22 protein-coding genes and 1 tRNA gene are annotated in these 25365 nt (G+C 55.5%); 20 read left to right on the top strand and 3 right to left on the bottom strand.

The genetic code is table 11. From position 1 onward, the window contains the following. Window positions 1–45 precede the first annotated feature (45 nt). Entirely contained in the window at window positions 46–1326 is a 1281-nt protein-coding gene (locus FEZ62_RS19180; protein ID WP_172929452.1) for an outer membrane protein transport protein, read from the top strand. A 136-nt stretch (window positions 1327–1462) separates the two neighbouring features. Here FEZ62_RS19180 and gltA read toward each other — a convergent pair whose 3' ends face one another. After that, complete coding sequence (gene gltA / locus FEZ62_RS19175; RefSeq protein WP_069900197.1) at window positions 1463–2737, bottom strand: citrate synthase; 1275 nt, start codon at window positions 2735–2737, stop codon at window positions 1463–1465. A gap of 350 nt (window positions 2738–3087) precedes the next feature. Between gltA and sdhC the strand changes: the two genes are divergently transcribed. From sdhC to FEZ62_RS19115, 12 genes are all read left to right on the top strand, one after another. Beyond that, a complete protein-coding gene (gene sdhC, locus FEZ62_RS19170) occupies window positions 3088–3474 on the top strand; it encodes a succinate dehydrogenase, cytochrome b556 subunit (protein WP_170827756.1) in 387 nt (128 codons plus the stop codon). Beyond that, entirely contained in the window at window positions 3468–3836 is a 369-nt protein-coding gene (sdhD, locus tag FEZ62_RS19165) for a succinate dehydrogenase, hydrophobic membrane anchor protein (protein WP_069900198.1), read from the top strand. The genes sdhC and sdhD overlap by 7 nt, the downstream gene beginning before the upstream one ends. Window positions 3837–3839: 3 nt before the next feature. Further along, entirely contained in the window at window positions 3840–5612 is a 1773-nt protein-coding gene (gene sdhA, locus FEZ62_RS19160; protein WP_069900199.1) for a succinate dehydrogenase flavoprotein subunit, read from the top strand. A gap of 11 nt (window positions 5613–5623) precedes the next feature. Then, window positions 5624–6328, top strand: coding sequence for a succinate dehydrogenase iron-sulfur subunit (locus tag FEZ62_RS19155; RefSeq protein WP_172929451.1), 705 nt, complete (start codon window positions 5624–5626; stop codon window positions 6326–6328). A gap of 245 nt (window positions 6329–6573) precedes the next feature. Further along, a complete protein-coding gene (locus tag FEZ62_RS19150; protein ID WP_069900201.1) occupies window positions 6574–9405 on the top strand; it encodes a 2-oxoglutarate dehydrogenase E1 component in 2832 nt (943 codons plus the stop codon). 65 nt (window positions 9406–9470) lie between these two features. Next, on the top strand, window positions 9471–10694 hold the full coding sequence (odhB, locus tag FEZ62_RS19145; protein ID WP_172929450.1) for a 2-oxoglutarate dehydrogenase complex dihydrolipoyllysine-residue succinyltransferase: 1224 nt from the start codon (window positions 9471–9473) through the stop codon (window positions 10692–10694). A gap of 65 nt (window positions 10695–10759) precedes the next feature. After that, complete coding sequence (lpdA, locus tag FEZ62_RS19140) at window positions 10760–12196, top strand: dihydrolipoyl dehydrogenase (RefSeq protein WP_090512131.1); 1437 nt, start codon at window positions 10760–10762, stop codon at window positions 12194–12196. Between the two features lie 289 nt (window positions 12197–12485). Beyond that, complete coding sequence (sucC, locus tag FEZ62_RS19135; protein WP_069900204.1) at window positions 12486–13652, top strand: ADP-forming succinate--CoA ligase subunit beta; 1167 nt, start codon at window positions 12486–12488, stop codon at window positions 13650–13652. Next, a complete protein-coding gene (sucD, locus tag FEZ62_RS19130) occupies window positions 13652–14539 on the top strand; it encodes a succinate--CoA ligase subunit alpha (protein ID WP_069900205.1) in 888 nt (295 codons plus the stop codon). Before sucC ends, sucD begins: the two co-directional genes overlap by 1 nt. A gap of 286 nt (window positions 14540–14825) precedes the next feature. Continuing rightward, window positions 14826–16142: a branched-chain amino acid transport system II carrier protein gene (gene brnQ / locus FEZ62_RS19125; RefSeq protein WP_069900206.1), complete on the top strand. Its 1317-nt coding sequence runs from the start codon at window positions 14826–14828 to the stop codon at window positions 16140–16142. A gap of 99 nt (window positions 16143–16241) precedes the next feature. Continuing rightward, a complete protein-coding gene (locus FEZ62_RS19120; RefSeq protein ID WP_172929449.1) occupies window positions 16242–16979 on the top strand; it encodes a DUF599 family protein in 738 nt (245 codons plus the stop codon). Next, complete coding sequence (locus FEZ62_RS19115) at window positions 16976–17365, top strand: MAPEG family protein (protein WP_172929448.1); 390 nt, start codon at window positions 16976–16978, stop codon at window positions 17363–17365. Before FEZ62_RS19120 ends, FEZ62_RS19115 begins: the two co-directional genes overlap by 4 nt. Window positions 17366–17418: 53 nt before the next feature. Here the strand turns inward: FEZ62_RS19115 and FEZ62_RS19110 are convergent, their stop codons facing one another. Next, window positions 17419–17739, bottom strand: a complete 321-nt coding sequence (locus FEZ62_RS19110; protein WP_069900209.1) for a hypothetical protein — start codon at window positions 17737–17739, stop codon at window positions 17419–17421. Between the two features lie 191 nt (window positions 17740–17930). On the opposite strand from FEZ62_RS19110, the gene FEZ62_RS19105 reads away from it, so the two are divergent. The 6 genes from FEZ62_RS19105 (at window position 17931) to FEZ62_RS19080 (ending at window position 23742) form a co-directional block, all read left to right on the top strand. Next, entirely contained in the window at window positions 17931–18404 is a 474-nt protein-coding gene (locus tag FEZ62_RS19105) for a PaaI family thioesterase (RefSeq protein ID WP_090512281.1), read from the top strand. Then, entirely contained in the window at window positions 18401–18847 is a 447-nt protein-coding gene (locus FEZ62_RS19100) for a PaaI family thioesterase (RefSeq protein WP_069900211.1), read from the top strand. The genes FEZ62_RS19105 and FEZ62_RS19100 overlap by 4 nt, the downstream gene beginning before the upstream one ends. Before the next feature lie 43 nt (window positions 18848–18890). Continuing rightward, on the top strand, window positions 18891–20147 hold the full coding sequence (locus tag FEZ62_RS19095) for an MFS transporter (RefSeq protein WP_172929447.1): 1257 nt from the start codon (window positions 18891–18893) through the stop codon (window positions 20145–20147). 144 nt (window positions 20148–20291) lie between these two features. Further along, window positions 20292–22193 carry a molecular chaperone HtpG gene (gene htpG / locus FEZ62_RS19090; protein WP_172929446.1) on the top strand — a complete coding sequence of 634 codons (1902 nt, stop codon included), beginning with the start codon at window positions 20292–20294 and terminating at the stop codon, window positions 22191–22193. 191 nt (window positions 22194–22384) lie between these two features. After that, window positions 22385–22786 (top strand): PA2779 family protein, encoded by a 402-nt coding sequence (locus FEZ62_RS19085; RefSeq protein WP_069900213.1) that lies wholly within the window; start codon window positions 22385–22387, stop codon window positions 22784–22786. After that, window positions 22771–23742 carry a PA2778 family cysteine peptidase gene (locus tag FEZ62_RS19080; RefSeq protein WP_172929445.1) on the top strand — a complete coding sequence of 324 codons (972 nt, stop codon included), beginning with the start codon at window positions 22771–22773 and terminating at the stop codon, window positions 23740–23742. The genes FEZ62_RS19085 and FEZ62_RS19080 overlap by 16 nt, the downstream gene beginning before the upstream one ends. A gap of 67 nt (window positions 23743–23809) precedes the next feature. On the opposite strand, the gene FEZ62_RS19075 is transcribed toward FEZ62_RS19080, so the two are convergent. Further along, the gene (locus FEZ62_RS19075; protein WP_069900215.1) at window positions 23810–25093 is read right to left on the bottom strand and encodes an FAD-binding oxidoreductase; all 1284 of its coding nucleotides are present in this window, start codon (window positions 25091–25093) and stop codon (window positions 23810–23812) included. A gap of 182 nt (window positions 25094–25275) precedes the next feature. Here FEZ62_RS19075 and FEZ62_RS19070 point away from each other — a divergent pair. Continuing rightward, window positions 25276–25352 (top strand) — tRNA-Val (locus FEZ62_RS19070). Window positions 25353–25365: the final 13 nt, after the last annotated feature.

The raw sequence follows: 25365 nt of genomic DNA, 5'->3' as shown, positions 1-25365 counted from the left end.
GCCGGGGCTGACCCTTAAAGAATTAAGTAAGAAGGACGACCACTTATGCAGCTTCGCAAGTCACTTATGGCGCTCTCAATCCTCGGCGCTGCGGGGAATGCCTGGGCTGGGGGAATCATGGTTTACGAGGCGGGCCAGGAAGGCGCAGGGCTGGCGAATGCTGGTGCTGCGGTACTGGCTACGGACCCCAGTGTGATGATGAATAACCCCGCTGGAATCAGTGAGCTGAAAGGCACGCAGTTCACCGCTAACGCCCAGATAATTGCCGGCGATATGCGGTTCTCGCGTGATGCAGACAATACATTCAGCGGCAGTGAAGGCGGCCAGCCGTTGAAATATTTCCCTGGTAGCAGCTTGTTTATCAGCCATGAGATCAACGACCGGGCCAGCATAGGCTTTGGAATGTTTGGTACGTTCGGCTTAATGCTTGATTACGACGATGACTGGGCAGGGCGCTACTTCAGTCAGGAATCGGCGGTTGTTGGCGTGACCTTCCAGCCGACTTTTTCATACCGGGTCAATGATGACCTGTCTGTGGGTATTGGGCCGAGAATCATGTACGGCTACTACCGGTCCGAGACGGGTATCAATAACAACGTGCTGGGCGTCAATAATGCCGATGACGGCCAGTTGCGTTACAAGGACACGGACTGGGCAATGGGCATGAGCATTGGTGCGCTTTATAACCTGACGCCAACCACTAAAGTCGGTCTGGCATACACCAGTAAGATAAAGCTCGAGTTCGAAGACCGGCCTGAAATCAAGAACGTCAGCAATCCAATATTGAACCTTGCCCTCAATCGTCTTGATGCCGACGGTTTGAATATCGACATGGAAGTGCCGCAAACAGTTCTGTTGAGTGTTTCTCAGCAGTTAGACGGCGGTTGGACTCTGCTTGGCAGTGCGGGCTGGCAAGACTGGAGCGAGTTCGGCAAGTTGGGTATTGCAGTGGATGGTGGCGCTACAGGCGCCAGCACAACGGTATTGGCGGATCGCAAGTATAAGGACACCTGGCACTTGTCGGTCGGCGCGCAGAAACAAGTAAACGATAAGTTACGGCTGAACATGGGGGTTGGTTACGACAGCTCTGCCGTGGAGGATGAAGATCGCACCGTTGATAACCCAATGAATGAAGCCTGGCGCCTGGCTGCTGGCTTTAATTACGCGCTTGCCGATGATGTTGATATGCACATGAGCTACACCCTGATTTACATGGGCGATATGGATATCGATCAAACCAAGGAGCGTACCGGCCAGAAGTTGTCAGGTGAGTATTCGGATGCAATGTTGCATGTATTGGGTGGCGGCGTAACTTGGCGCTTCTGATTTCATTGCGCTTAGCCTGTGAGCGCGCAAGTTGAGTTGAATGTGTTTGTCGAGGCAAATAAAAACGCCCGATGCGATGGCATCGGGCGTTTAGTTTAAGCGGCAGTGTTGCAGCGATTAAGCCGCAAAGCAGCGCTTACTTAGGCATGTCGCGTTTCTCGTAACCGGTGTACAGCTGACGCGGACGGCCAATCTTGTACGGATGCGAAAGCATTTCTTTCCAGTGCGAAATCCAGCCAACAGTACGTGCCAGGGCGAAAATCACCGTGAACATGCTGGTTGGGATACCGATTGCCTTGAGGATGATGCCCGAGTAGAAGTCTACGTTCGGGTACAGCGAGCGCTCGATGAAGTACGGGTCGGTCAGGGCGATCTCTTCGAGACGCATGGCCAGCTCAAGCTGTGGATCATTGGTGATGCCCAGCTCCTTGAGTACTTCGTCGCACGTCTGCTTCATCACAGTGGCGCGCGGGTCGCGGTTTTTGTAAACGCGGTGACCGAAGCCCATGAGCTTGAACGGATCGTTCTTGTCCTTGGCTTTGGCGATGAAGGCGTCGATATTCGAAACATCGCCGATTTCATCAAGCATGCTCAGTACGGCTTCGTTCGCGCCGCCATGAGCCGGGCCCCAAAGCGCTGCAATACCGGCAGCGATACAGGCAAACGGGTTGGCGCCAGAAGAGCCAGCCAGACGCACTGTTGAGGTCGAAGCGTTCTGTTCGTGGTCAGCGTGCAGGATAAAGATCTTATCCATTGCCTTGGCCAGTACCGGGCTGATCGGTTTGATCTCGCACGGCGTGTTGAACATCATGTGCAGGAAGTTCTCGGCGTAATTAAGGTCATTACGCGGGTACATCATGGGTTGACCCATGGAGTACTTGTAAGTCATTGCTGCAAGTGTTGGCATCTTCGAAATCAGGCGCATGGCCGAAACTTCGCGGTGATGCGGGTTCTTGATGTCCAGCGAGTCGTGATAGAAGGCGGAGAGGGCGCCAACTACACCGCACATGATTGCCATTGGGTGGGCATCGCGGCGGAAGCCGTTGAAGAAGGTCTTCAACTGCTCATGAACCATGGTGTGGTTCTTGATAGTGCTGACAAATTGAGCCTTTTGCGCTGCATCAGGCAATTCGCCGTTGAGCAACAGGTAGCAAGTCTCGAGGTAGTCAGCTTGCTCTGCGAGTTGCTCGATCGGGTAGCCGCGGTGCAGCAAAATACCCTGATCGCCATCGATGTAGGTGATCTGCGACTCGCAAGAGGCGGTCGACATGAAACCTGGGTCGAATGTGAAACGGCCCGTGGCTGTTAAGCCCCTTACATCAATCACATCTGGCCCAACGGTGCCGCTTAAAATAGGCAGTTCGACGGGGGCTACGCCCTCGATGATCAACTGCGCTTTTTTGTCAGCCATGTTTGGCCTCCTAGTTATGCTTGAAATCATCAGCTAGCCCCCCACGCAGGGCCCGCACCACTATAGTGTTATAAATCGGAATGTCAATTTAGGTAAACCCATACGGGAGAAGGGTTTGCAGCACAAATGCAGGCAAATAGTTGTACACAGTCAGCGCAATTTTTAAAGCACTTTAATCAGCACTTAGGTACAGGCTACTGCGTTGTCATTAGCGTCCTAACTGTCTATACTCTGCGACCGACCACTAGTGCTTTAGCCTGCGTCCAAGTGGTCGTCACTCCTTGGGTGATGCGTTTCTGCAAGTGCACTTCCCGACAACTTTGCCCTGCTAGTTAAGGGCTCTCAGTGTGATAAAAAAAGCCGTGAATAGCCAACGACCTGTAAACCTAGACCTTAGGACTATTAAGCTCCCAATCACCGCTTACACGTCCATTCTTCACCGTATCTCCGGTGTCATCCTTTTTGTTGGTATTGCCGTTCTGCTGTTCGGTCTCGACAAATCGCTGGCCTCCGAAGAGGGCTTTGCCCAAGTGAAAGAATGCCTGACCAGCCCGCTGGCCAAGTTCGTGATTTGGGGCCTACTGTCTGCATTGCTATACCACCTGGTGGCCGGTGTGCGCCACATCATCATGGATATGGGCATCGGTGAGACGCTGGAAGGCGGAGCATTGGGCTCAAAAATCGTAATCGCCGTTGCGGCGGTCGTGATCCTGCTTCTGGGGGTGTGGATATGGTAACTAACGTTACGAACTTCTCGCGTTCGGGCCTCTATGACTGGATGGCTCAGCGTGTATCAGCGGTCGTTCTCGCGGCTTATGTACTGTTCTTGCTGGGTTACGTCATCGTAAACCCGGGTATGGACTATGCCGGCTGGCATGGACTGTTCTCCCATACTGCAATGCGTATTTTCAGTTTGCTCACACTGGTTTCTCTAAGTGTGCACGCCTGGGTTGGTATGTGGACAATCTCCACTGACTACCTGACCAACATGGCGTTGGGCAAATGCGCTACAGCGGTACGTTTTCTGTTCCAGGCGGCGTGTGGCATTGCCATGTTCGCGTATTTCGTCTGGGGCGTGCAGATTCTTTGGGGTATCTGATTCATGACTAGCATTCGCACTCTTTCTTATGACGCCATCATTATTGGTGGCGGCGGCGCAGGCATGCGTGCAGCACTGCAACTCGCTCAGGGCGGTCACAAGACTGCTGTGGTCACCAAGGTATTCCCGACTCGTTCGCACACTGTATCGGCTCAGGGTGGCATCACCTGCGCAATCGCCTCTGCTGATCCAAACGATGATTGGCGTTGGCATATGTACGATACCGTCAAGGGTTCCGACTATATCGGTGACCAGGACGCTATCGAATACATGTGTTCCGTAGGTCCGGAAGCTGTTTTTGAACTTGAGCACATGGGTCTGCCGTTCTCGCGTACCGAAACCGGTCGTATTTACCAGCGCCCATTCGGCGGCCAGTCGAAAGACTTCGGTAAAGGCGGTCAGGCTGCACGTACTTGCGCGGCTGCTGACCGTACCGGTCACGCTCTGCTGCACACCCTTTATCAGGGCAACCTGAAAGCCGGCACCTCGTTCCTTAACGAGTGGTACGCCGTAGACTTGGTGAAGAACCAGGACGGCGTTGTTGTCGGTATCATCGCCATCTGTCTGGAAACAGGCGAGACTGTTCACATCCGCGCCAAGGCTGTAGTGCTGGCGACTGGTGGTGCTGGCCGTATCTACTCCTCGACCACCAACGCACTGATCAATACCGGCGACGGTATCGGCATGGCGCTGCGTGCAGGTGTACCGGTTCAGGACATCGAAATGTGGCAGTTCCACCCAACCGGTATTGCCGGCGCGGGTGTACTGGTTACCGAAGGTTGCCGTGGTGAAGGTGGTTACCTGATCAACAAGCATGGCGAGCGTTTCATGGAGCGTTATGCACCAAACGCCAAAGACCTTGCTGGTCGTGACGTTGTTGCACGTTCGATGGTTAAAGAGATCATTGCCGGTAACGGCTGTGGCCCTGATGGCGATCACGTAATGCTGAAGATGGATCACCTGGGCGAAGAAGTCCTGCTGAGCCGTCTGCCAGGCATCGTTGAGCTGTCGAAGACCTTCGCTCACGTTGATCCGGCTGTTACCCCGATCCCGGTTGTTCCGACTTGCCACTATATGATGGGCGGCGTTGCCACCAACATTCATGGCCAGGCCATCACTCAAGATGCCAACGGCAACGACAAAGTCGTCGAAGGCCTGTTCGCTGTAGGTGAAGTGGCTTGCGTATCGGTACACGGTGCCAACCGTCTGGGCGGCAACTCGCTGCTCGACCTGGTTGTATTCGGTCGTGCGGCTGGCCTGCACCTCGAAAAATCGCTGCGTGAAGGTGTTGAATACCGCAACGCCAGCGAAACTGATATCGATCAGTCACTGGCTCGTCTGGCTGGCGTCAACCAGCGCACGACCGGTGAAGATGTTGCTCCGCTGCGTAAAGAGCTGCAGAGCTGCATGCAGAACTACTTCGGTGTATTCCGTACGGGTGAATACATGCAGAAGGGCATCACACAATTGGCCGACCTGCGTGAGCGCATCGCGAACGTCAAGATCGCGGACAAGAGCCAAGCGTTTAACACTGCGCGTATCGAGGCACTCGAACTGCAAAACCTTCTTGAAGTTGCTGAAGCGACTGCGATTGCTGCCGAGGTCCGTAAGGAATCTCGCGGTGCGCATGCGCGTGAAGACTTTGAAGATCGTGACGACGAAAACTGGCTGTGCCACTCCCTGTACTTCCCAGGCGAGAAGCGCGTGACCAAGCGTGCCGTCAACTTTGCACCGAAAACAGTGCCTGCCTTTGAACCCAAGATTCGTACTTATTAAGGGTGATAGATATGTTGCAAGTAAGCGTTTATCGCTATAACCCTGATCAGGACGCAGCGCCGTTCATGCAGGAGTTTCAGGTTGATACCGGCGGCAAGGACATCATGGTTCTTGACGTGCTGGCCCTGATCAAAGAACAAGACGAAGGTTTCTCTTACCGTCGCTCTTGCCGTGAAGGTGTTTGTGGCTCTGACGGCATGAACATCAACGGCAAAAACGGTCTGGCCTGCATCACGCCGCTGTCGGCTGTGGTCAAAGGCAACAAACTGGTTGTGCGCCCGTTGCCGGGTCTGCCAGTAATTCGTGACCTCGTCGTCGATATGAGCATCTTCTACAAGCAGTACGAGAAGGTGCAACCGTTCCTGCAGAACGACACACCTGCGCCGGCTATCGAGCGCACGCAGTCGCCTGAAGAACGTGAAAAGCTTGATGGTCTGTACGAGTGCATTCTGTGCGCTTGCTGCTCGACCAGCTGTCCGTCGTTCTGGTGGAACCCAGACAAGTTCCTGGGCCCGGCAGCTTTGCTGCAGGCTTATCGTTTCCTGGCTGACAGCCGTGACAACAAAACTGAAGAGCGTCTGGCTGCTTTGGACGACCCATTCAGTGTGTTCCGCTGCCGTAGCATCATGAACTGTGTGAGCGTTTGTCCTAAAGGGTTGAACCCGACTAAGGCAATTGGTCACATCCGTCAGATGCTGCTTCAGAGCGGTACCTGATTTATCGTTGATGCAACACCTGTAACACTGCGGCGCTGAAATGGTTCACCGCCGCAGCTATAGCCAGAGTCACAGCCCAAAAAGCCGTGATTCTTTTTGGAAAATTTGACGACCAGCAGGGGCATCCGGGCTGGTGCCCGGACTATCTGCGGGATCCGTGGTGGTTTGACCCAAACCTTGAGACAGGTTTGGGTGGCCCTGCGGTTTCTACGCCGGTGGTGTCCCCTTACCGAGGGTGACCAAGCATGCAAGAAAGCGTGATGCAGCGCATGTGGGACAGCGCCCACCTATCCGGTGGTAACGCGGCCTATGTGGAAGAGCTCTACGAGCTTTACCTGCACGATCCCAACGCTGTGCCAGAGGAGTGGCGCACATACTTTCAAAAGTTGCCGGCGGAGGGTAACGCAGCTACGGATGTGTCGCATTCAACGATACGCGACCATTTCGTTTTGCTTGCGAAAAATCAACGCCGTTCCCAGCCAGTTTCGGCTTCCAGCGTAAGCTCGGAGCATGAGAAGAAACAGGTTGAGGTACTGCGTTTAATTCAGGCTTACCGCATGCGTGGACATCAGGCTGCCAAGCTTGATCCGCTTGGCTTGTGGGAACGCCCTGTGCCCGCTGATCTGGGTATCAATCACTACGGCTTGACCGATGCTGATCTGGACACCAATTTCCGTACCGGTGGTCTGGTAATTGGCAAGGAAGAGGCTACTTTGCGTGAAATTCGCGACGCGTTGGAGCAGACATATTGTCGCACCATCGGCGCCGAATTCACTCACATCGTCGACTCCGAGCAACGCAGCTGGTTCCAGCAGCGTCTTGAGAGCGTACGTGGGCGCCCTGATTTTTCCGGTGAAGTACAAAGCCATCTGCTTGAGCGCCTGACTGCCGCTGAAGGTTTGGAGAAGTACCTGGGTACCAAATATCCGGGCACCAAGCGTTTCGGTCTGGAAGGTGGCGAGAGCCTGATCCCGTTGCTGGATGAAATCATTCAGCGCAGCGGTTCGTACGGCACCAAAGAAATCGTCATCGGCATGGCTCACCGTGGTCGTCTCAACGTTCTGGTCAACACCTTTGGCAAGAACCCACGTGACCTGTTCGACGAATTCGAAGGCAAGAAAACCGAAGGCCTGAGCTCGGGTGACGTTAAGTATCACCAGGGTTTCTCTTCGAACGTCATGACCGCCGGTGGCGAAGTTCACCTGGCCCTGGCATTCAACCCTTCGCACCTTGAAATCGTCTCCCCAGTAGTTGAAGGCTCGGTACGTGCGCGTCAAGACCGTCGTAGCGATGCCATCGGCGACAAGGTTCTGCCAATTTCCATCCACGGTGACGCTGCATTCGCAGGTCAGGGCGTGGTCATGGAAACCTTCCAGATGTCGCAGACTCGCGGCTTCAAGACGGGCGGCACGATCCACATCGTCATCAACAACCAGGTTGGCTTCACCATCAGCCGTGCAGACGATGCTCGTTCGACCGAGTACTGCACCGACGTGGCGAAGATGATCCAGGCGCCGATCTTCCATGTGAATGGTGATGATCCGGAAGCTGTACTGTTTGTGACTCAGATGGCTGTTGATTACCGCATGCAGTACAAGCGTGACGTCGTTATCGACCTCGTTTGCTACCGTCGTCGCGGTCACAACGAAGCGGACGAGCCGAACGGTACCCAGCCGCTGATGTATCAGCAGATCTCCAAGCAGCGCACCACACGTGAGCTGTATGCCGAGATGCTGGTCAACGCTTCGCGTCAGTCTGCTGATGAAGTTCAGAGCAAGATCGACGAGTACCGCACTGCGCTGGACAACGGCCAGCACGTAGTGAAAAGCCTGGTCAAAGAACCGAACAAAGAATTGTTCGTAGACTGGCGTCCGTATCTGGGCCACGCCTGGACTGCACGTCACGACACGCGCTTCGACCTGAAAACCCTGCAGGAGCTTTCGGCCAAGTTGCTCGAAACCCCGGACGGTTTTGTGGTTCAGCGTCAGGTCTCGAAGATTTACGAAGACCGTCAGAAGATGACGGCCGGCGCGTTGTCGATTAACTGGGGCTTTGCCGAAACTATGGCATACGCAACCCTGTTGTTCGAAGGTCACCCGATCCGTATTACCGGTCAGGATGTGGGTCGCGGTACGTTCTCGCACCGTCACGCCGTTCTGCACAACCAGAAAGACGGCTCAACCTATGTACCGCTGCAGCGTCTGTATGATGATCAACCGAAGTTTGATCTCTACGACTCGTTCCTGTCGGAAGAAGCTGTACTGGCATTTGAATACGGTTACTCCACCACCACGCCTAACGGTCTGGTGATCTGGGAAGCTCAGTTCGGCGACTTCGCCAACGGCGCTCAGGTGGTGTTTGACCAGTTCATCTCCAGCGGTGAAACCAAGTGGGGTCGTCTGTGCGGCCTGACCATGCTTCTGCCGCACGGCTATGAAGGGCAGGGTCCGGAGCACTCATCGGCACGTCTGGAGCGTTATCTGCAGCTGTGCGCTGAGCACAACATGCAGGTGTGCGTACCGACTACGCCGGCGCAGATCTACCACTTGCTCCGCCGTCAGGTGATTCGTCCGCTGCGTAAGCCATTGGTCGTGTTGACGCCTAAGTCGCTGCTGCGCCATAAATTGGCGATCTCGACGCTGGAAGATCTGGCCGACGGTTCGTTCCAGACGGTCATTCCGGAGATCGATGCTATCGATCCGAAGAAAGTTGACCGGGTGATCCTGTGCAGCGGCAAGGTTTACTACGACTTGCTTGAGAAGCGTCGCGCTGAAGGCTTGAACAACATTGCAATCGTGCGACTGGAACAGCTTTATCCGTTCCCGGAAGATGATTTGGCGGAAATTCTTGCTCCTTATAAGAACGTCAAACACATCGTCTGGTGTCAGGAAGAGCCGATGAACCAAGGTGCCTGGTATTGCAGCCAGCATCACATGCGCCGTGTGGTTGCTGCGCATAAGAAGACTCTGGTTCTTGAGTATGCCGGCCGTGAAGGCTCTGCATCTCCAGCATGTGGTTATGCATCGTTGCACGCCGAGCAGCAGGAAAAACTGCTGCAGGACGCATTTACTGTTTAACGCCTTCGCGCAAGAGGCGGCCTTAGAGGGCCGCCTCGTTAAAACCGAATTTAAGGACATACACAATGGCTATCGATATTAATGCCCCAACTTTCCCGGAATCGGTTGCTGACGGCACCGTTGCTACCTGGCACAAGAAGCCGGGCGACGCAGTCAAGCGCGACGAACTGATCGTTGACATCGAGACTGACAAAGTCGTTATCGAAGTGTTGGCTGAAGCTGACGGCGTGATCGCTGAAATCGTCAAGAACGAAGGCGATACCGTACTCAGCAACGAACTGCTGGGCCGTCTGAATGACGGCGCTACTGCCGCTCCGGCTGCTGCTCCTGCTCAGGCAGCTGCCGCGCCTGCCGCTGCAGCACCGGCTGCTGCTGAAGGTGATGACCAGATTCTTTCGCCTGCTGCACGCAAGCTGGCTGAAGAGAACGGCATCGACCCGAACAGCATTTCGGGTACTGGCAAAGGCGGTCGCGTTACTAAAGAAGACGTAGTTGCTGCTGTTGAAGCCAAGAAGAAAGCACCGGCTGCTGCACCTGCCAAGGCTGCTGCTCCGGCTGCCGCTGCTCCAGTCATGCCTGCTGGTGACCGCGTTGAGAAGCGCGTACCGATGACGCGTGTTCGCGCCACCGTTGCCAAGCGTCTGGTTGAAGCTCAGTCGAACATGGCCATGCTGACCACGTTCAACGAAGTCGACATGACTGAAGTCATGGCGCTGCGTTCGAAGTACAAAGACCTGTTCGAGAAGTCGCACAATGGCGTGCGTCTGGGCTTCATGTCGTTCTTCGTTAAAGCGGCAACCGAAGCGCTGAAGCGTTTCCCTGCGGTTAACGCCTCGATCGACGGTTCGGACATCGTTTACCACGGCTATGCGGACATCGGTGTTGCTGTTTCCAGCGACCGCGGTCTGGTGGTTCCGGTTCTGCGTAACGCTGAGTCGATGAGCCTGGCTGAAATCGAAAACGGCATTGCCACTTTCGGAAAGAAGGCGCGTGACGGTAAGCTGTCTATCGACGAGATGACCGGTGGTACCTTCACCATTACTAACGGTGGTACTTTTGGTTCGATGATGTCGACGCCGATCGTTAACCCGCCGCAAGCTGCAATCCTCGGCATGCACAACATCATCCAGCGTCCTATGGCCATCAATGGCCAGGTCGTTATCCGCCCAATGATGTACCTGGCGCTGTCTTACGATCATCGCCTGATCGATGGTAAGGAAGCCGTGACCTTCCTGGTAACCATCAAAAACTTGCTGGAAGACCCAGCGCGTCTGCTGCTGGACATCTAATCCCAGTTTCTCCCTCGGCGGCTCTCACAAGGAGCCGTCCGGTCTCTTTGAGAAGGAAGTAAGTTATGTCTCAGAAATTCGACGTGGTAGTCATCGGTGCCGGCCCTGGCGGTTACGTAGCAGCCATCAAGGCCGCTCAACTGGGTTTGAAGACTGCTTGTATTGAAAAATACCAAGACAAAGACGGCAAGATCGCCTTGGGCGGTACTTGCCTGAACGTCGGTTGCATTCCGTCTAAAGCACTGCTCGACAGCTCGTGGAAGTACCATGAAGCGCAGGAAGGCTTTGCTGTTCACGGTATCACTGCCAAAGGCGTGAGCATGGACGTGCCGGCGATGGTTGGCCGCAAGAACACCATCGTCAAGAACCTGACTGGCGGTGTTGCCACTCTGTTCAAGGCTAACGGCGTAACCCTGCTTGAAGGCCACGGCAAACTGCTGGCTGGCAAGCAAGTAGAAGTGACTGCACAAGACGGCACCACGCAGATCGTTGAAGCCGGTAACGTGATCATCGCGTCTGGCTCCAAGCCAATCGACATTCCACCAGCGCCTGTTGATCAGGACGTTATCGTCGACTCGACCGGCGCCCTGGACTTCCAGAGCGTACCGAAGAGCCTTGGCGTTATCGGTGCTGGCGTAATCGGTCTGGAACTGGGTTCTGTCTGGTCGCGTCTGGGTTCGGAAGTGACTGTTATCGAAGCACAGGACAAGTTCCTGCCTGCTGCTGATGAGCAGATCGCCAAAGAAGCCATGAAGACCCTGACCAAGCAAGGCCTGAAAATTCGTCTGGGCGCACGCCTGACCGGTTCGGAAGTGAAGAAGAAGCAGGTCACTGTGACCTTCACTGACGCTGACGGCGAGCAGCAGATGACTTTCGACAAGCTGATCGTAGCGGTCGGCCGTCGTCCGGTTACCACCGATCTGCTGGCTGCAGACAGCGGCGTTGACATGGATGAGCGTGGCTTCATCTTCGTTAACGATCAGTGCGAAACCAGCGTTCCGGGCGTTTACGCCATCGGTGACGTGGTACGCGGCGCTATGCTGGCTCACAAAGCGTCGGAAGAGGGCGTAATGGTTGCCGAGCGTATTGCCGGCCACAAAGCTCAGATGAACTACGACCTGATTCCTTCGGTTATTTACACTCACCCGGAAATCGCATGGGTCGGCAAGACCGAGCAGCAGCTGAAAGGTGAGGGCGTTGCTGTCAACGTCGGTACCTTCCCGTTCGCGGCCAGCGGCCGTGCAATGGCTGCCAACGACACCGGCGGTATGGTTAAAGTGATTGCTGATGCCAAGACTGACCGCGTTCTCGGCGTTCACGTTATTGGCCCAAGCGCTGCTGAACTGGTTCAGCAGGGTGCAATCGGCATGGAATTCGGCACCAGTGCTGAAGATTTGGGCATGATGGTGTTCTCGCACCCAACATTGTCCGAAGCGCTGCATGAAGCGGCGTTGGCTGTAAATGGCGGCGCCATTCACATTGCCAACCGCAAAAAGCGCTAAATAATTCGCCGAATCGCGCGGACACGCGTGCTGATCGTACAAGCGGGCTCGGAAATATGCAGAAACATGCGTAAAATCCGGGCCTCGCTTGCGCAGGTAAAGATCATCATCTGTCCGCGCGGTGCAACAAAGGCGAGTTTGGAACAAAAAGAACCACGGCATCGGCCCGCGTCGGCTCAAGTCAGGCGCGGAATGCATGTCGGGCTGCTCCTCGAAGCAGCCACAGGTGGTGCGGCATCATAAGTGCAGCATCGAATGCGCAATACCCAAACGAAGACGGTAGACAAGCATGAATCTCCACGAATATCAGGGTAAGCAGCTGTTCGCTGAATACGGCCTGCCCGTATCCAAGGGCTTCGCAGTAGACACCCCAGAAGAAGCAGCAGCAGCTTGCGAAAAAATCGGCGGCACTGAGTGGGTTGTTAAAGCCCAGGTCCACGCTGGTGGTCGCGGTAAAGCGGGCGGCGTAAAGCTGGTCAAGAGCAAAGAAGACGCCAAGGCTTTCGCAGCCAACTGGCTGGGCAAGCGTCTGGTAACTTATCAGACAGACGCCAACGGTCAGCCGGTTAGCAAGATTCTGGTTGAATCGTGCACTGATATCGACAAAGAACTGTATCTGGGCGCGGTAGTAGATCGCTCCAGCCGTCGCATCGTGTTCATGGCCTCGACTGAAGGCGGCGTGGACATCGAGAAAGTGGCTCACGATACCCCTGAGAAAATCCTCAAGGCGACTATCGATCCGCTGGTTGGCGCTCAGCCGTTCCAGGGCCGCGAGCTGGCTTTCCAGCTGGGCCTGAAAGGCGACCAGATCAAGCAGTTCACTCAGATCTTCGTTGGTCTGGCCAAGCTGTTCCAGGACTACGACCTGGCTCTGCTGGAAGTGAACCCGCTGGTAATCAAGGCTGACGGCAATCTGCACTGCCTGGACGCCAAGATCAACATCGACAGCAACGCCATGTACCGCCAGCCTAAGCTGCGCGCTATGCATGACCCGTCGCAGGACGATCCGCGCGAAGCTCACGCTGCCAAGTTCGAACTGAACTACGTTGCCCTTGAAGGCAACATCGGCTGCATGGTCAACGGCGCTGGTCTGGCCATGGGCACCATGGACATCGTTAACCTGCACGGCGGCCAGCCGGCTAACTTCCTTGACGTTGGCGGCGGTGCTACCAAAGAGCGCGTTACCGAAGCGTTCAAGATCATCCTGTCCGATGACAATGTTAAAGCCGTACTGGTTAACATTTTCGGCGGTATCGTTCGTTGCGACATGATTGCTGAAGGCATCATCGGCGCAGTGAAAGAAGTCGGCGTTAAAATTCCGGTTGTTGTTCGCCTTGAAGGTAACAACGCTGAGCTGGGCGCTAAAGTCCTGGCTGAAAGTGGCCTGAACATCATCGCGGCAACCAGCTTGACCGACGCTGCTCAGCAAGTCGTCAAAGCTGCGGAGGGCAAATAATGAGCGTCCTGATCAATAAAGATACCAAAGTAATCTGCCAGGGCTTCACCGGCTCGCAGGGTACTTTCCACTCTGAACAAGCCATTGCTTACGGCACTCAGATGGTTGGCGGCGTAACACCGGGCAAGGGTGGTACTACTCACCTGGGCCTGCCAGTGTTCAACACTGTTAAAGAAGCTGTAGAAACCACTGGCGCAACTGCCAGCGTTATCTACGTACCGGCTCCATTCTGCAAGGACTCGATCCTGGAAGCAGCAATGGGCGGTATCAAGCTGATCGTTTGCATTACCGAAGGTATTGCAACCATCGACATGCTTGAAGCCAAAGTTAAGTGTGACGAACTGGGCGTTGTCCTGATCGGTCCTAACTGCCCAGGTGTTATCACTCCGGGCGAGTGCAAGATCGGCATCATGCCAGGCCACATCCACTTGCCAGGCAAAGTAGGCATCGTGTCGCGTTCCGGCACCCTGACTTACGAAGCTGTTAAGCAGACAACTGATGCTGGTTTCGGTCAGTCGACTTGCGTTGGTATCGGTGGTGACCCGATCCCAGGTTCTAACTTCATCGACATCCTGAAGCTGTTCCAGGAAGACCCGAAGACCGAAGCGATCGTAATGATCGGTGAGATCGGCGGTTCGGCTGAAGAAGAAGCTGCAGCGTTCATCAAAGCCAATGTGACCAAGCCTGTTGTGTCCTACATCGCTGGTGTTACCGCTCCTGCGGGCAAGCGTATGGGCCACGCCGGTGCAATCATCTCTGGCGGCAAGGGCACTGCAGACGAGAAGTTTGCTGCTCTGCAAGACGCCGGTGTTAAAACCGTGCGTTCCCTGGCTGACATCGGCAAAGCCCTGGCTGAGCTGACTGGCTGGGAAGTCAAAAAAGCTTAATTGCTTTGTTGATTAGAAAGAGGCCACCTTCGGGTGGCCTTTTTTGTGGGCGTTTGCGCGATTAATGTCGGCCATGCGACAAGCGGCTGCAGTAATTCGACAGTCCGACCAGTCTAACTGCCGTCAAATCGCTAATTTCGTTAGTATTGCAACTATCAACCCGTCAGTCCCTTCACAAGAGTGACTCGGCGTTTTAGTGGTCTTGCCTATTCGGCTCGACGACGTTTCCCCGATCCCTCGGGAAACCCTCGGAACTCATTATTTTCTGCATGTGGTATTCCCCTCTATGACTCGTTTGAAAGGCTCGGACCTTCTGGCCCTCGGCTTCATGACTTTTGCGTTGTTCCTTGGCGCAGGCAACATTATCTTCCCACCCAGCGCCGGTATGGCTGCGGGTAGCAACATGGGATTGGCAGCCTTTGGCTTCCTCCTCACAGGTGTTGGCTTGCCTTTGCTGACCATCGTCGCGCTGGCACGTGTGGGTGGCGGTATGGCGCTGCTTACTGCGCCGCTGGGCAAAACGGCAGGGCTGGCCTTTGCTGTGGCGGTTTATCTGACCATCGGCCCATTGTTTGCCACGCCCCGCACGGCGGTGACCTCGTTTGAAATCGGCCTCGCGCCGTTCATTGGCGAGAGCAGCATGGCGCTGTTTGCCTACACCGCGGCCTTCTTTGCCGCAGTGATCTTCCTGTCGCTAAACCCCGGCCAGTTGGTCGACCGCATCGGTAAGTTCATCACCCCGATCCTGCTTGCCGCGTTGTTGGTGTTGGGCGCAGCGGCGGTGTTCGTGCCTGCCGGCAGCGTCGGCAGTGTTTCGCCGGCTTACCAGTCGACGCCGATGGTGCAGGGCTTCCTTCAGGGTTACCTGACCATGGATACGCTTGGCGCCCTGGTGTTCGGCATCGTGATTGCGACCGCTATCCGCGATCGTGGTGTGACTGACAGCAAGTTGATCACCCGCTACTCGATCATCGCCGGTTTAATTGCTGCTGTAGGCTTGTCGCTGGTTTATCTGGCGTTCTTTTATCTCGGCGCTACCAGCCAAGGTATTGCCGCCGACGCTCAAAATGGTGGGCAGATCCTCACCGCGTATGTGCAGCACACCTTCGGTCTTTACGGCAGCCTGTTGCTGGCTGTGGTTATCACGCTGGCGTGTCTGACCACCGCAGTAGGCTTGATCACAGCCTGTGGCGAATTTTTCAGTGAGTTGCTGCCGGTTTCGTACCGCAACGTAGTGCTGTTGCTCGGCGTGTTCAGCTTGCTGGTTGCCAATCAGGGCCTCACGCAACTGATCAGCGTTTCGGTGCCGGTGCTGGTAGGCCTGTATCCATTGGCTATCGTGTTGATTGCCCTGAGTCTGCTCGACAAACTCTGGCTCAGCTCGCGCCGGGTGTTCGTGCCGGTGATGTTGGTTACCCTGGTGTTTGGTCTGGTTGATGGCTTCGCGGCCGCAGGCTTCACCCAGTTGGTGCCAGAGCTGTTCACTCGCTTGCCGTTGGCCGAGCAAAGCCTGGGTTGGCTGATTCCGGTATTGGTAACCCTGCTGGCTGCGGTTGCTTATGACCGCTTTGCCGGGCAACCCGCTGGCGCATTAGCCAAGTAATTGTCGCAAGCATCAAGGCCGCTCTTAGTAGCGGCCTTTTTGTTGGACACAGTTTTTTCAGGGCTGGCTATAATCGGCGCAGGTTTAGAAGGAGTTTCCATGCCGATTAGCAGTATTGAATGGGTTCATTTGCTCGCCGTTGTCTGGTTTGTGTTCTGCTGGGTGGGCTACACCCGTTATTCGCACGCAAAGGCCGCTACCACACCATGTCTTGCCAGCGTGTTGCATCTCTATCGGGAAGACTGGATGCGCCGCATGCTGCTGCGCGATAACCGGATTGCCGACGCCAGCGTAATTGGCAACCTTGAGCGCAACGCCTCGTTCTTTGCCTCCAGCACCCTGATTATTCTCGCCGGTATCCTCACTGTGCTCGGTTCATCAGACCGGGCATTGTCGCTGTTGGCCGACTTGCCATTTGTTGAGGCGGCAAGTCGTGAGATGTCCGAGATCAAGTTGCTCTGCCTTGGCGTGGTCTTTGTCTATGCCTTCTTCACCTTCAGTTGGTGCATGCGCCAATACAACTTTGCGGCGGTATTGGTTGGTTCGGCGCCAATGCTGGGAGAGCGCCATGTAACCGAGCAAGAGCGCAAAGCTTTCGCTGATCGTGCTGCCCGGGTGATTTCAATGGCCGCCAACCAGTTCAACTATGGCTTGCGCGCCTATTACTTCGGCATGGCAACTTTGTCCTGGTTTATTAACCCCTGGTTTTTCATGATCGTGACTACAGGTGTGGTCATGATCTTGTATCGCCGTGAGTTCCACTCTGATGTGTTAGAGGTCATGGTTTACACCCAAACCCCGTCTTTCGAACCTGCCAACAAGGAAAAAACCGAATGAGCCTGCCATTTTGGTGCGTGTTTATCAGTGCGTTGTTGATTTATATAGCCAAGGCGCCTGTAGCCAAGGCCATGCAAGCCGAGAGTGGGACTTACGACAATCATCATCCGCGTGCGCAGCAGGCACGCCTTACAGGCTTTGGTGCACGGGCGCTGGCTGCTCACATGAACAGTTTTGAGGCGTTCCCGATTTTCGCTGTGGCTGTACTCATGGCGCACGTGACGCAAACTCAGGGTTATCTGGTAGACACTCTAGCGATTGTTTTCGTTGTCAGCCGGGTTCTGTATCTGATTTGTTACTGGTGTGACTGGCACTGGCAGCGCAGTGTGGTTTGGGCCGTCGGCTTAATCAGCAGCCTGCTGTTGATGCTCACGCCAGCGCTTTAACCGGCGCAAACTAAAAGGCCCGCACAATGCGGGCCTTTTAGTACTTAAGGACGTTATTCCTTGACCGCGTCCTTGGCTTCTTCGCTCGCTTCGTTCATTGAGTCGGCGGCATCATCCATTGCGTCACCCATTTTTTCACCGGCTTCATCGGCGCTGTCCATGGCGGCATTGGCTTTGTCTTTCATCGCATCGCCGGTTTCTTTGGCTGCATCGCTAATAGCTTCGCCACTTTCTTTAGCAGCGTCAGACATTTTCTCGGCAGCTGCAGCGGCAGACTCCTTGGCATCTTCCATCTTGTCTTCGGGAGTTTTTTCGCAAGCAGCCATCGCTAGAGTTGCGGCGAGCAGCAGGGCATAGCTAAAAGGTTTTTGCACGGTTAGTACTCCTTATAAGTATCAAGTTAGCCGGTTACAGCTTCAGCTTAGCCGTTTGAACGCAATCTGCCTGTCGAAGTTCCGTGCGCTGCCGTGCAAAAGATGGCTAGAGATCAGCGCTCATGTCGCACAAGCGCCTGTCATGGCGTTATTATCGGCGCCCTGTTTTTTGCACCCACAAGGCTTTCCAGATGAGCGATACGCTTATATTTGAGCGCGCGCAGCGCTTCCTGAGTGCGTTGCGCCATTGTCAGGTACTCGGCTTGCAAGTCTGCAGCGCCGATCCGCAGGGGCTCACCATGCGCCTGCCTTACAGCTCGGATATCGTCGGCAATCCGCAAACCGGTGTGATTCACGGCGGCGCGATTACCACTCTGATGGACACAACCTGTGGTATCGCGACTGTTTGCGTATTGCCGGACTTCGAGATCTGCCCAACGCTGGATCTGCGCGTGGACTACATGCACCCGGCGGAACCGCACAAGGATGTATTCGGTTTTGCCGAGTGCTACCGCGTTACACCGACCATTATTTTCACCCGCGGCTACGCCTATCAGGATGATCCTGCGCACCCCATTGCGCATGTCGTCGGTACGTTCATGCGCCTCGGCAGCGGCGCCGTCAAGAGCGGTCCTGGCGCGCTGGCAAAAGGGGCAGGGCAATGAGTGATTTCGACTTGGCCGCCAATGTTACACAAGCACATGAGTCGAACGACTATGGCGCGTTGATCAGTCTTTTTCCCTACGCCAAACTGCTGGGTATCGAAGGGCTGCCACTCGGAGATGAGGTGGTGTTCCGCCTGCCTGCGAACAAAGATAACATCGGCAATCCGGTACTCCCGGCGCTGCACGGCGGGGTCATTGCGGGATTTATGGAACACTCTGCAATGCTGCATTTGCTGATGATAATGGGCACCACACACTTTCCCAAAATCATCGACTTCTCGATAGATTATCTGCGTGCCGGGCATTACCGTGACACCTACGCGCAGTGCCAGGTTTGGCGTCAGGGCAAGCGTGTGGCCAACGTGGCGATCACCGCCTGGCAGACCAATCGGGCAGAGCCGATTGCAACGGCGCGGGCGCATTTCAAAGTGGATGAAGCCTGAAATTTTTCCGCAGTGCATGCAGACAATGGTTAAGGATGTATGAATGGATGCTTTGCTAATACTCGCAGGCTTGCTGCTGATTCTGGCAGGCTTGGTCTGGCTGGTTATCAGAGCGTTCAGTACGAGTTTGTTGTGGGGCTGGGCGAGCCTGTTGCCGCCGCTGACACTGCTCTTTGTACTCCTTAAATGGCGCGCTGCGCGTCAGCCGATCGGCCTGGGCGCGCTGGGGTTTATCCCCCTTATCGTGGGATTGGCGATGCTCGGGCATCAGGACCCGCAGCGCATCAATGAAATCCTCAGTCTCAAGTGGCTGCAATCCGAACAGCAAGGGCCGTCCGAGCTGTCGATCAAATTGCACGGCACGCTCAACGGTCAGCCATTCAGCCCGCAACAAGGCGAATTGATCGGTGGCGTGCTGACTTTGCGTGAAGGCCATGATTTTTATGCGCGCCGCGAATTGATCATTCGCCTGCCGGAATCGATGCGCAACGCCACGCGGATAGATGTTCTGCCCACCGATACAGGCCCATTGCCTGAAATCGAGCTCAACTGGCTGCTGCCTGAGCAGGACTTGCCCGAGGCGAGGCTGCTGCGCAATGGCTACACATTGCACGCCGATTTGAAGCCCTTGGCGCCGAACAAGTTTGAGGGCGAGCTGCATCTGGTGTTGCCGCCGGGCTACAAGACCTCGCTCGATGGTCATGTAGAGCTTTATCGCAATGGCTTGCGTTATGTGGACGGCCGTGTCGACCGCCAGTTCGACTCAAACGACACCGTGGCTTATGTGCTTAACGATTATCTGCGACGCCGCTTCGCCACAGCCGACGTTCAGCTTGATCCCTTGCCGGTTGTGAGCTTTAGCCAAAACACTCTGGCGCTCGACGCCTCGGCGACTATCAACGGTGTAGCGCGGCAGTTGCCGGTTACCCTGCGTAAATTCCCTACGCGCGGCTGGGCTGTGAGTGATGACCATTACCCGGCGCTTGCACAACCTGAGGCCACAGCACCTGAGCCTGCCACTACTCAACCGTTACCCGCTGCGCTGCAAAGCATTGCGGATGCGCCGCGTATTGATCGTCGCGAGAATTTCTCTCTCAAAGGGCTTTTGCGCAGTCCAGACCGCTATCGCAACCTCAATCTGCGTGTGACCAATCTTCAGGGCAACACGGCGAAGGGCAGGTTTATCGGCATTGATGGCGAAGGTAATTTGCAGCTCAAGCGTCGTCTGAATGGCGCTGGTGAGGCAACCTTCACCTTTAGCCCGACAGAAATCGCCGAGATCGTGCTTCTCGAGCCTTGAGGGCGCAATTGGGGCAGGCTGAACGCTTTTGCGTAAAAGTTTGCCCGCTGTTGAAGCTAAACACTTGAAATGCTTGTGAATGGCCCCATTTCAATGACATCCGCCAACGTTGCGGCCTAGTCATCAATGTGGAGTTAAATGACCATGAGTGTGGAAACTCAAAAAGAAACCCTGGGCTTCCAGACAGAGGTAAAGCAGCTGCTGCACCTCATGATCCATTCGCTTTACTCGAACAAGGAAATCTTCCTTCGTGAGTTGATTTCCAACGCGTCCGACGCCACAGACAAGCTGCGTTTTGAGGCGCTTGCCAAACCAGAGCTGCTTGAAGGCGGTGCGGACCTGAAGATCCGCGTGAGCTTCGACAAAGAAGCCAAGACCGTGACCATCGAAGACAACGGCATCGGCATGAGCCGCGAAGATGCCATCACCCACTTGGGCACAATCGCCAAGTCGGGCACGTCCGAGTTCATGAAGAACCTCACGGGCGACCAGAAAAAAGATTCTCACCTGATCGGCCAGTTCGGCGTCGGCTTCTACTCAGCCTTCATCGTTGCCGACAAGGTTGAAGTGTTCAGCCGTCGCGCCGGTCTGCCAGCGGCAGAAGGCGTGCATTGGTCTTCACGCGGTGAGGGCGAATTTGAAGTCGCCACCATCGACAAGGCCGAGCGTGGTTCGCGCATCGTGCTGCACCTCAAGGAAGGTGAAGCAGAGTTCGCGGATGGCTGGCGCCTGCGCAACGTCATCAAAAAGTATTCCGATCACATCGCCCTGCCAATCGAGTTGCCGAAAGAGGCTACTGGTGAGGAAGAGGCGCCGGCAGAGCTTGAGTGGGAAACCGTTAACCGTGCCAGCGCACTGTGGACACGTCCACGCACCGAGATCAAGGACGAGGAATACCAGGAGTTCTACAAGCATGTAGGCCATGACTTCGAGAACCCGCTGAGCTGGAGCCACAACAAGGTTGAAGGCAAGCTTGAGTACACCTCACTGCTTTACGTGCCTGGTCGCGCGCCGTTCGATCTGTATCAGCGTGAAGCGCCGCGTGGTCTCAAGTTGTATGTTCAGCGCGTGTTCATCATGGATCAGGCAGACGAGTTCCTGCCGCTGTACCTGCGCTTCATCAAAGGCGTGGTCGACTCCAATGACCTGTCACTGAACGTCTCGCGCGAAATCCTGCAGAAGGATCCGGTGATCGACTCCATGAAGTCGGCGCTGACCAAGCGTTCGCTCGACATGATCGAGAAACTGGCGAAGAACGAGCCTGAGCAATACAAGGCGTTCTGGAAAAACTTCGGTCAGGTACTCAAGGAAGGCCCGGCAGAGGATTTCGCCAATAAAGAGAAAATCGCCGGTTTGCTGCGCTTTGCCTCAACGGCAGAAGGCGAGGGCGAGCAGGTGGTCTCGTTGGCAGACTACATTGGCCGCATGAAAGACGGTCAGGACAAAATCTACTACCTCACCGGCGAGTCGTACGCGCAGGTCAAGAACAGCCCGCACCTTGAGGTCTTCCGCAAGAAAGGCATCGAAGTGCTGTTGCTCACCGACCGCATTGACGAGTGGCTGATGAGCTACCTGACCGAGTTCGACGGCAAGTCGTTCATCGACGTCGCACGTGGTGATCTCGACCTGGGCAAGCTTGATTCGGAAGAAGACAAGAAAGCTCAGGAAGAAGTCGCCAAAGCCAAAGAAGGCCTGACTGAGCGCTTGAAGACCGCACTGGGTGAGCACGTAGCAGAGGTGCGTGTTTCTCACCGTCTGACCGACTCACCGGCGATTCTGGCAATTGGTGAGCAGGACCTTGGCTTGCAGATGCGCCAGATTCTCGAGGCCAGCGGTCAGAAAGTGCCTGAGTCGAAGCCGATCTTCGAGTTCAACCCGAGCCATCCGCTGATTGAGCGTCTGGATGCTGAAGCAGATGAAGACCGTTTTGGCGATCTCACGCACATCCTGTTCGATCAAGCTGCGCTGGCAGCGGGCGATAGCCTGAAAGATCCGGCGGCGTATGTGCAGCGCTTGAACAAGCTGCTGGTCGAGCTTTCTGCCTGATCAGTCGTGCTATCGAAAAGACCCGCTTCGGCGGGTTTTTTTGTGCCTGAGAAGCGCCGCTGCTTCGCTGTTCAATTAATGCGATGCTTTCTCAAGGGACTGTAATACATAGCAAAATTTGTCGGCCATGGTTGAACCCATATATTACAATTCGGTCTATAACTCGAATTATAAAAGTGGAGATTGCTGCAATGTCGAAGTACACATCCTTCCGTCGTCTGGCGGCCTGTTTAGCGGTATCTCAGGTGCTGTTTGCCGCGCAGGTGCCAATGGCAAATGCCTCCATGATTGGAACCGCTGAAGTGCTTGCCGGCCAGCAGCAACAGGTCGATCGCCAACAGTTGCTGAACATGCTCAGCGATCAGGGCGTGCAGGAAAAATTACAGTCACTGGGCGTCCCGCAAGATCAGGTCGCGGCGCGCATCAACAGCCTGAGCAATGCTGAACTGGCGCAGTTCAACCAGCGCCTGCAGGAAGCGCCGGCGGGCTCCGGAGTGGTTGGCATTATTGTGCTGTTCTTCGTGATCTTCATCGTCACGGACATGCTTTGTGCAACGGACATCTTCAGCTTCGTAAAATGTATCAATCGCTAATGCTGCTGCGCGCGCTAGCCGTGTTCTCTGTCGTCGTGCTCGCCGGTTGCGCGAGCTCGCCGACATTATCACCAGCCACTCAAAAGTTGCCTGAGCGGGTAGAACTCACCGCGGTGCCATTCTTTGCGCAGAATGCGTATCAATGCGGCCCAGCTGCGTTGGCCACCATGCTCAACCAGCGTGGTCAGATCACCAGTCCGGGGCTGCTCAAAGACAAAGTCTATATCCCGGGCAGGGAAGGCAGCTTGCAGGTCGAGATGGTCGCTGCTGCGCGCTCGCATGATTTGCTGGTGTACCCGCTTAAGCCGCAACTGGATACGCTGCTGACTGAGGTCGCGGCGGGAAATCCGGTGCTGGTGTTGCAAAATCTGGGTTTTGACTGGTATCCGCAGTGGCACTTCGCGGTGGTGGTTGGCTTCGATTTGCGTGAGAAACACATCATTCTGCGTTCCGGCACGACGCGACGCCTGATTACCGACTTTGCCGGTTTTGATCAGAGTTGGACGAAGGCCGAGCGCTGGGCCGTTGTGACCATGCCGGTGAATAAAGTACCTGCAACTGCCGAGGCGCATGCGTGGATCAAGGCCGCCAACGAGCTTGAGCAGACAGACCGTGCGCAAAGCGCTGCAACGGCCTATCGAACTGCAACTCAGCACTGGCCCGATGAGCCACTGGCCTGGTTTGCTCTGGCCAACAGCCGTTACGCGGCCGGCGATAAGCATGGCGCTGAAACGGCGCTGCGCACCAGTATCAAGCATGATCCGGCATTTGCTGAAGGTTGGTTTAACCTCTCGCAAGTGCTGGCCGAGCAAAACTGTGCGCCAGCCGCTGAGCAAGCGGCGGCATGCGCACGCCAGTTAGCGCCGGCAGACAAACGCTTCATGGCCAAACCAGCGGCTTCGGTGTCGGCTAAACCTGCGCAATGCGCGGCGTTACCTGCATGCCCAACGCACTAATCTGCTGGTAAAGAGGCAATAAAAAACGGCGCTATCGAGCGCCGTTTTTTATTCAGCCGGGGGCAAATCAGAAGCCCAGCTTGTCACGCATGCTGTAGTACCAGGCGCCCATTGCGGTGAACGGTACGCGGAACAGGCGGCCCCCCGGGAACGGGTAGTGCGGCAGTTCGGCGAATGCGTCAAAGCGCTCGGCCTGACCGCGCAGTGCTTCGGCAAGCACTTTACCGGCAAGGTGGGTGTAGGTGACGCCGTGGCCACTGCAACCCTGTGAGTAGTAAATGTTGTCACCCAGACGGCCAACCTGCGGCAGGCGCGACAGGGTCAGCAAGAAGTTACCGGTCCAAGCGTAATCGATCTTGACGTCTTTGAGCTGCGGGAAGGTTTTGAGCATGTTCGGGCGAATGATCGACTCGATGTCAGCCGGATCACGTGCGCCATACACCACGCCGCCACCGAAGATCAGACGGTTGTCGCCGCTCAAGCGGTAGTAGTCGAGCAGGTAGTTACAGTCTTCAACGCAATAGTCAGTCGGCAGCAGGCTTTTCGCCAGTTCGGCAGACAGCGGCTCGGTGGTAATAACCTGCGTGCCGCACGGCATCGACTTGGCAGACAGCTCAGGAATCAGGTCGCCCAGATACGCATTACCGGCAACCACCACAAACTTGGCCTTGATCCGGCCTTTTGGCGTGTGCACAACCGGGTTGGCGCCGCGGTCGATACGGATGGCTGGGGACTGCTCATAAATGATGCCGCCCAGCGACTCAACGGCCGCTGCTTCGCCCAGCGCTAGGTTCAGCGGGTGGATATGGCCGCCGCTCATGTCGAGCATGCCGCCCACATAGTTGTCAGTGCCGACAACTTCGCGGATACGCTTGGCGTCCATCAATTCGAGTTGGGTGTGGCCGAAGCGCTCCCACAGTTTCTTCTGCGACTCAAGGTGCTTCATGTGCTTGTCGGTGTTAGCCGCAAACACGCCACCGTCTTTAAGGTCGCACTGAATGTTGTACTTGGCTACGCGCTCACGAATGATGCGGCCACCTTCAAACGCCATCTGGCCGAGCAATTGAGCCTGCTTGGGGCCAACAGTGCGCTCGATAACATCGATGTCGCGGCTGTAGCTGTTAACGATCTGGCCGCCGTTACGGCCCGATGCGCCGAAGCCAACCTTGGCAGCTTCAACGATGCTTACCTTGAAGCCGCTCTCCAACAGAAACAGGGCAGTAGAGAGACCGGTGTAACCGGCACCTACGATGCACACATCGGTTTCGACTTCACCATTAAGCTCTGGGCGATCGGGAACCGGATTCGCTGATGCGGCGTAGTAGGATTGTGGATATGACGTGTGCGCCATTTTGGAACCTCTGTTCTTTATTTTTTACGAATATGCAAATGCTACCCGAGTTGGAATATGGCGGCTAGTGGCTGTGCAAAATATTAAACGCCGCTATAAATGGAAAAATTGCATTTATTCAGACAGTTAGCGAAAAAACAGTTGACACATTTTCTCGCGCCAGTAGAATGCGCACCCATCGAAGGCACATAGCTCAGTTGGTTAGAGCACCACCTTGACATGGTGGGGGTCGTTGGTTCGAATCCAATTGTGCCTACCAATTCGAACCCGTC

The sequence above is a fragment of the Pseudomonas sp. MS19 genome, assembly GCF_013277615.1.
Taxonomy (GTDB): Bacteria; Pseudomonadota; Gammaproteobacteria; order Pseudomonadales; family Pseudomonadaceae; genus Aquipseudomonas; species Aquipseudomonas marincola.
This window is presented reverse-complemented; position numbering and strand designations above follow the sequence as displayed.

What these genes read in the sequence shown, in the direction of transcription:
- FEZ62_RS19180 (WP_172929452.1), top strand. Translation starts at nt 46, where the DNA reads ATGCAGCTTCGCAAGTCACTTATGGCGCTCTCAATCCTCGGCGCTGCG.
- gltA (WP_069900197.1), bottom strand. Translation starts at nt 2,737, where the DNA reads ATGGCTGACAAAAAAGCGCAGTTGATCATCGAGGGCGTAGCCCCCGTC.
- sdhD (WP_069900198.1), top strand. Translation starts at nt 3,468, where the DNA reads ATGGTAACTAACGTTACGAACTTCTCGCGTTCGGGCCTCTATGACTGG.
- sdhA (WP_069900199.1), top strand. Translation starts at nt 3,840, where the DNA reads ATGACTAGCATTCGCACTCTTTCTTATGACGCCATCATTATTGGTGGC.
- FEZ62_RS19155 (WP_172929451.1), top strand. Translation starts at nt 5,624, where the DNA reads ATGTTGCAAGTAAGCGTTTATCGCTATAACCCTGATCAGGACGCAGCG.
- FEZ62_RS19150 (WP_069900201.1), top strand. Translation starts at nt 6,574, where the DNA reads ATGCAAGAAAGCGTGATGCAGCGCATGTGGGACAGCGCCCACCTATCC.
- odhB (WP_172929450.1), top strand. Translation starts at nt 9,471, where the DNA reads ATGGCTATCGATATTAATGCCCCAACTTTCCCGGAATCGGTTGCTGAC.
- lpdA (WP_090512131.1), top strand. Translation starts at nt 10,760, where the DNA reads ATGTCTCAGAAATTCGACGTGGTAGTCATCGGTGCCGGCCCTGGCGGT.
- sucC (WP_069900204.1), top strand. Translation starts at nt 12,486, where the DNA reads ATGAATCTCCACGAATATCAGGGTAAGCAGCTGTTCGCTGAATACGGC.
- sucD (WP_069900205.1), top strand. Translation starts at nt 13,652, where the DNA reads ATGAGCGTCCTGATCAATAAAGATACCAAAGTAATCTGCCAGGGCTTC.
- brnQ (WP_069900206.1), top strand. Translation starts at nt 14,826, where the DNA reads ATGACTCGTTTGAAAGGCTCGGACCTTCTGGCCCTCGGCTTCATGACT.
- FEZ62_RS19120 (WP_172929449.1), top strand. Translation starts at nt 16,242, where the DNA reads ATGCCGATTAGCAGTATTGAATGGGTTCATTTGCTCGCCGTTGTCTGG.
- FEZ62_RS19115 (WP_172929448.1), top strand. Translation starts at nt 16,976, where the DNA reads ATGAGCCTGCCATTTTGGTGCGTGTTTATCAGTGCGTTGTTGATTTAT.
- FEZ62_RS19105 (WP_090512281.1), top strand. Translation starts at nt 17,931, where the DNA reads ATGAGCGATACGCTTATATTTGAGCGCGCGCAGCGCTTCCTGAGTGCG.
- FEZ62_RS19100 (WP_069900211.1), top strand. Translation starts at nt 18,401, where the DNA reads ATGAGTGATTTCGACTTGGCCGCCAATGTTACACAAGCACATGAGTCG.
- FEZ62_RS19095 (WP_172929447.1), top strand. Translation starts at nt 18,891, where the DNA reads ATGGATGCTTTGCTAATACTCGCAGGCTTGCTGCTGATTCTGGCAGGC.
- htpG (WP_172929446.1), top strand. Translation starts at nt 20,292, where the DNA reads ATGAGTGTGGAAACTCAAAAAGAAACCCTGGGCTTCCAGACAGAGGTA.
- FEZ62_RS19085 (WP_069900213.1), top strand. Translation starts at nt 22,385, where the DNA reads ATGTCGAAGTACACATCCTTCCGTCGTCTGGCGGCCTGTTTAGCGGTA.
- FEZ62_RS19080 (WP_172929445.1), top strand. Translation starts at nt 22,771, where the DNA reads ATGTATCAATCGCTAATGCTGCTGCGCGCGCTAGCCGTGTTCTCTGTC.
- FEZ62_RS19075 (WP_069900215.1), bottom strand. Translation starts at nt 25,093, where the DNA reads ATGGCGCACACGTCATATCCACAATCCTACTACGCCGCATCAGCGAAT.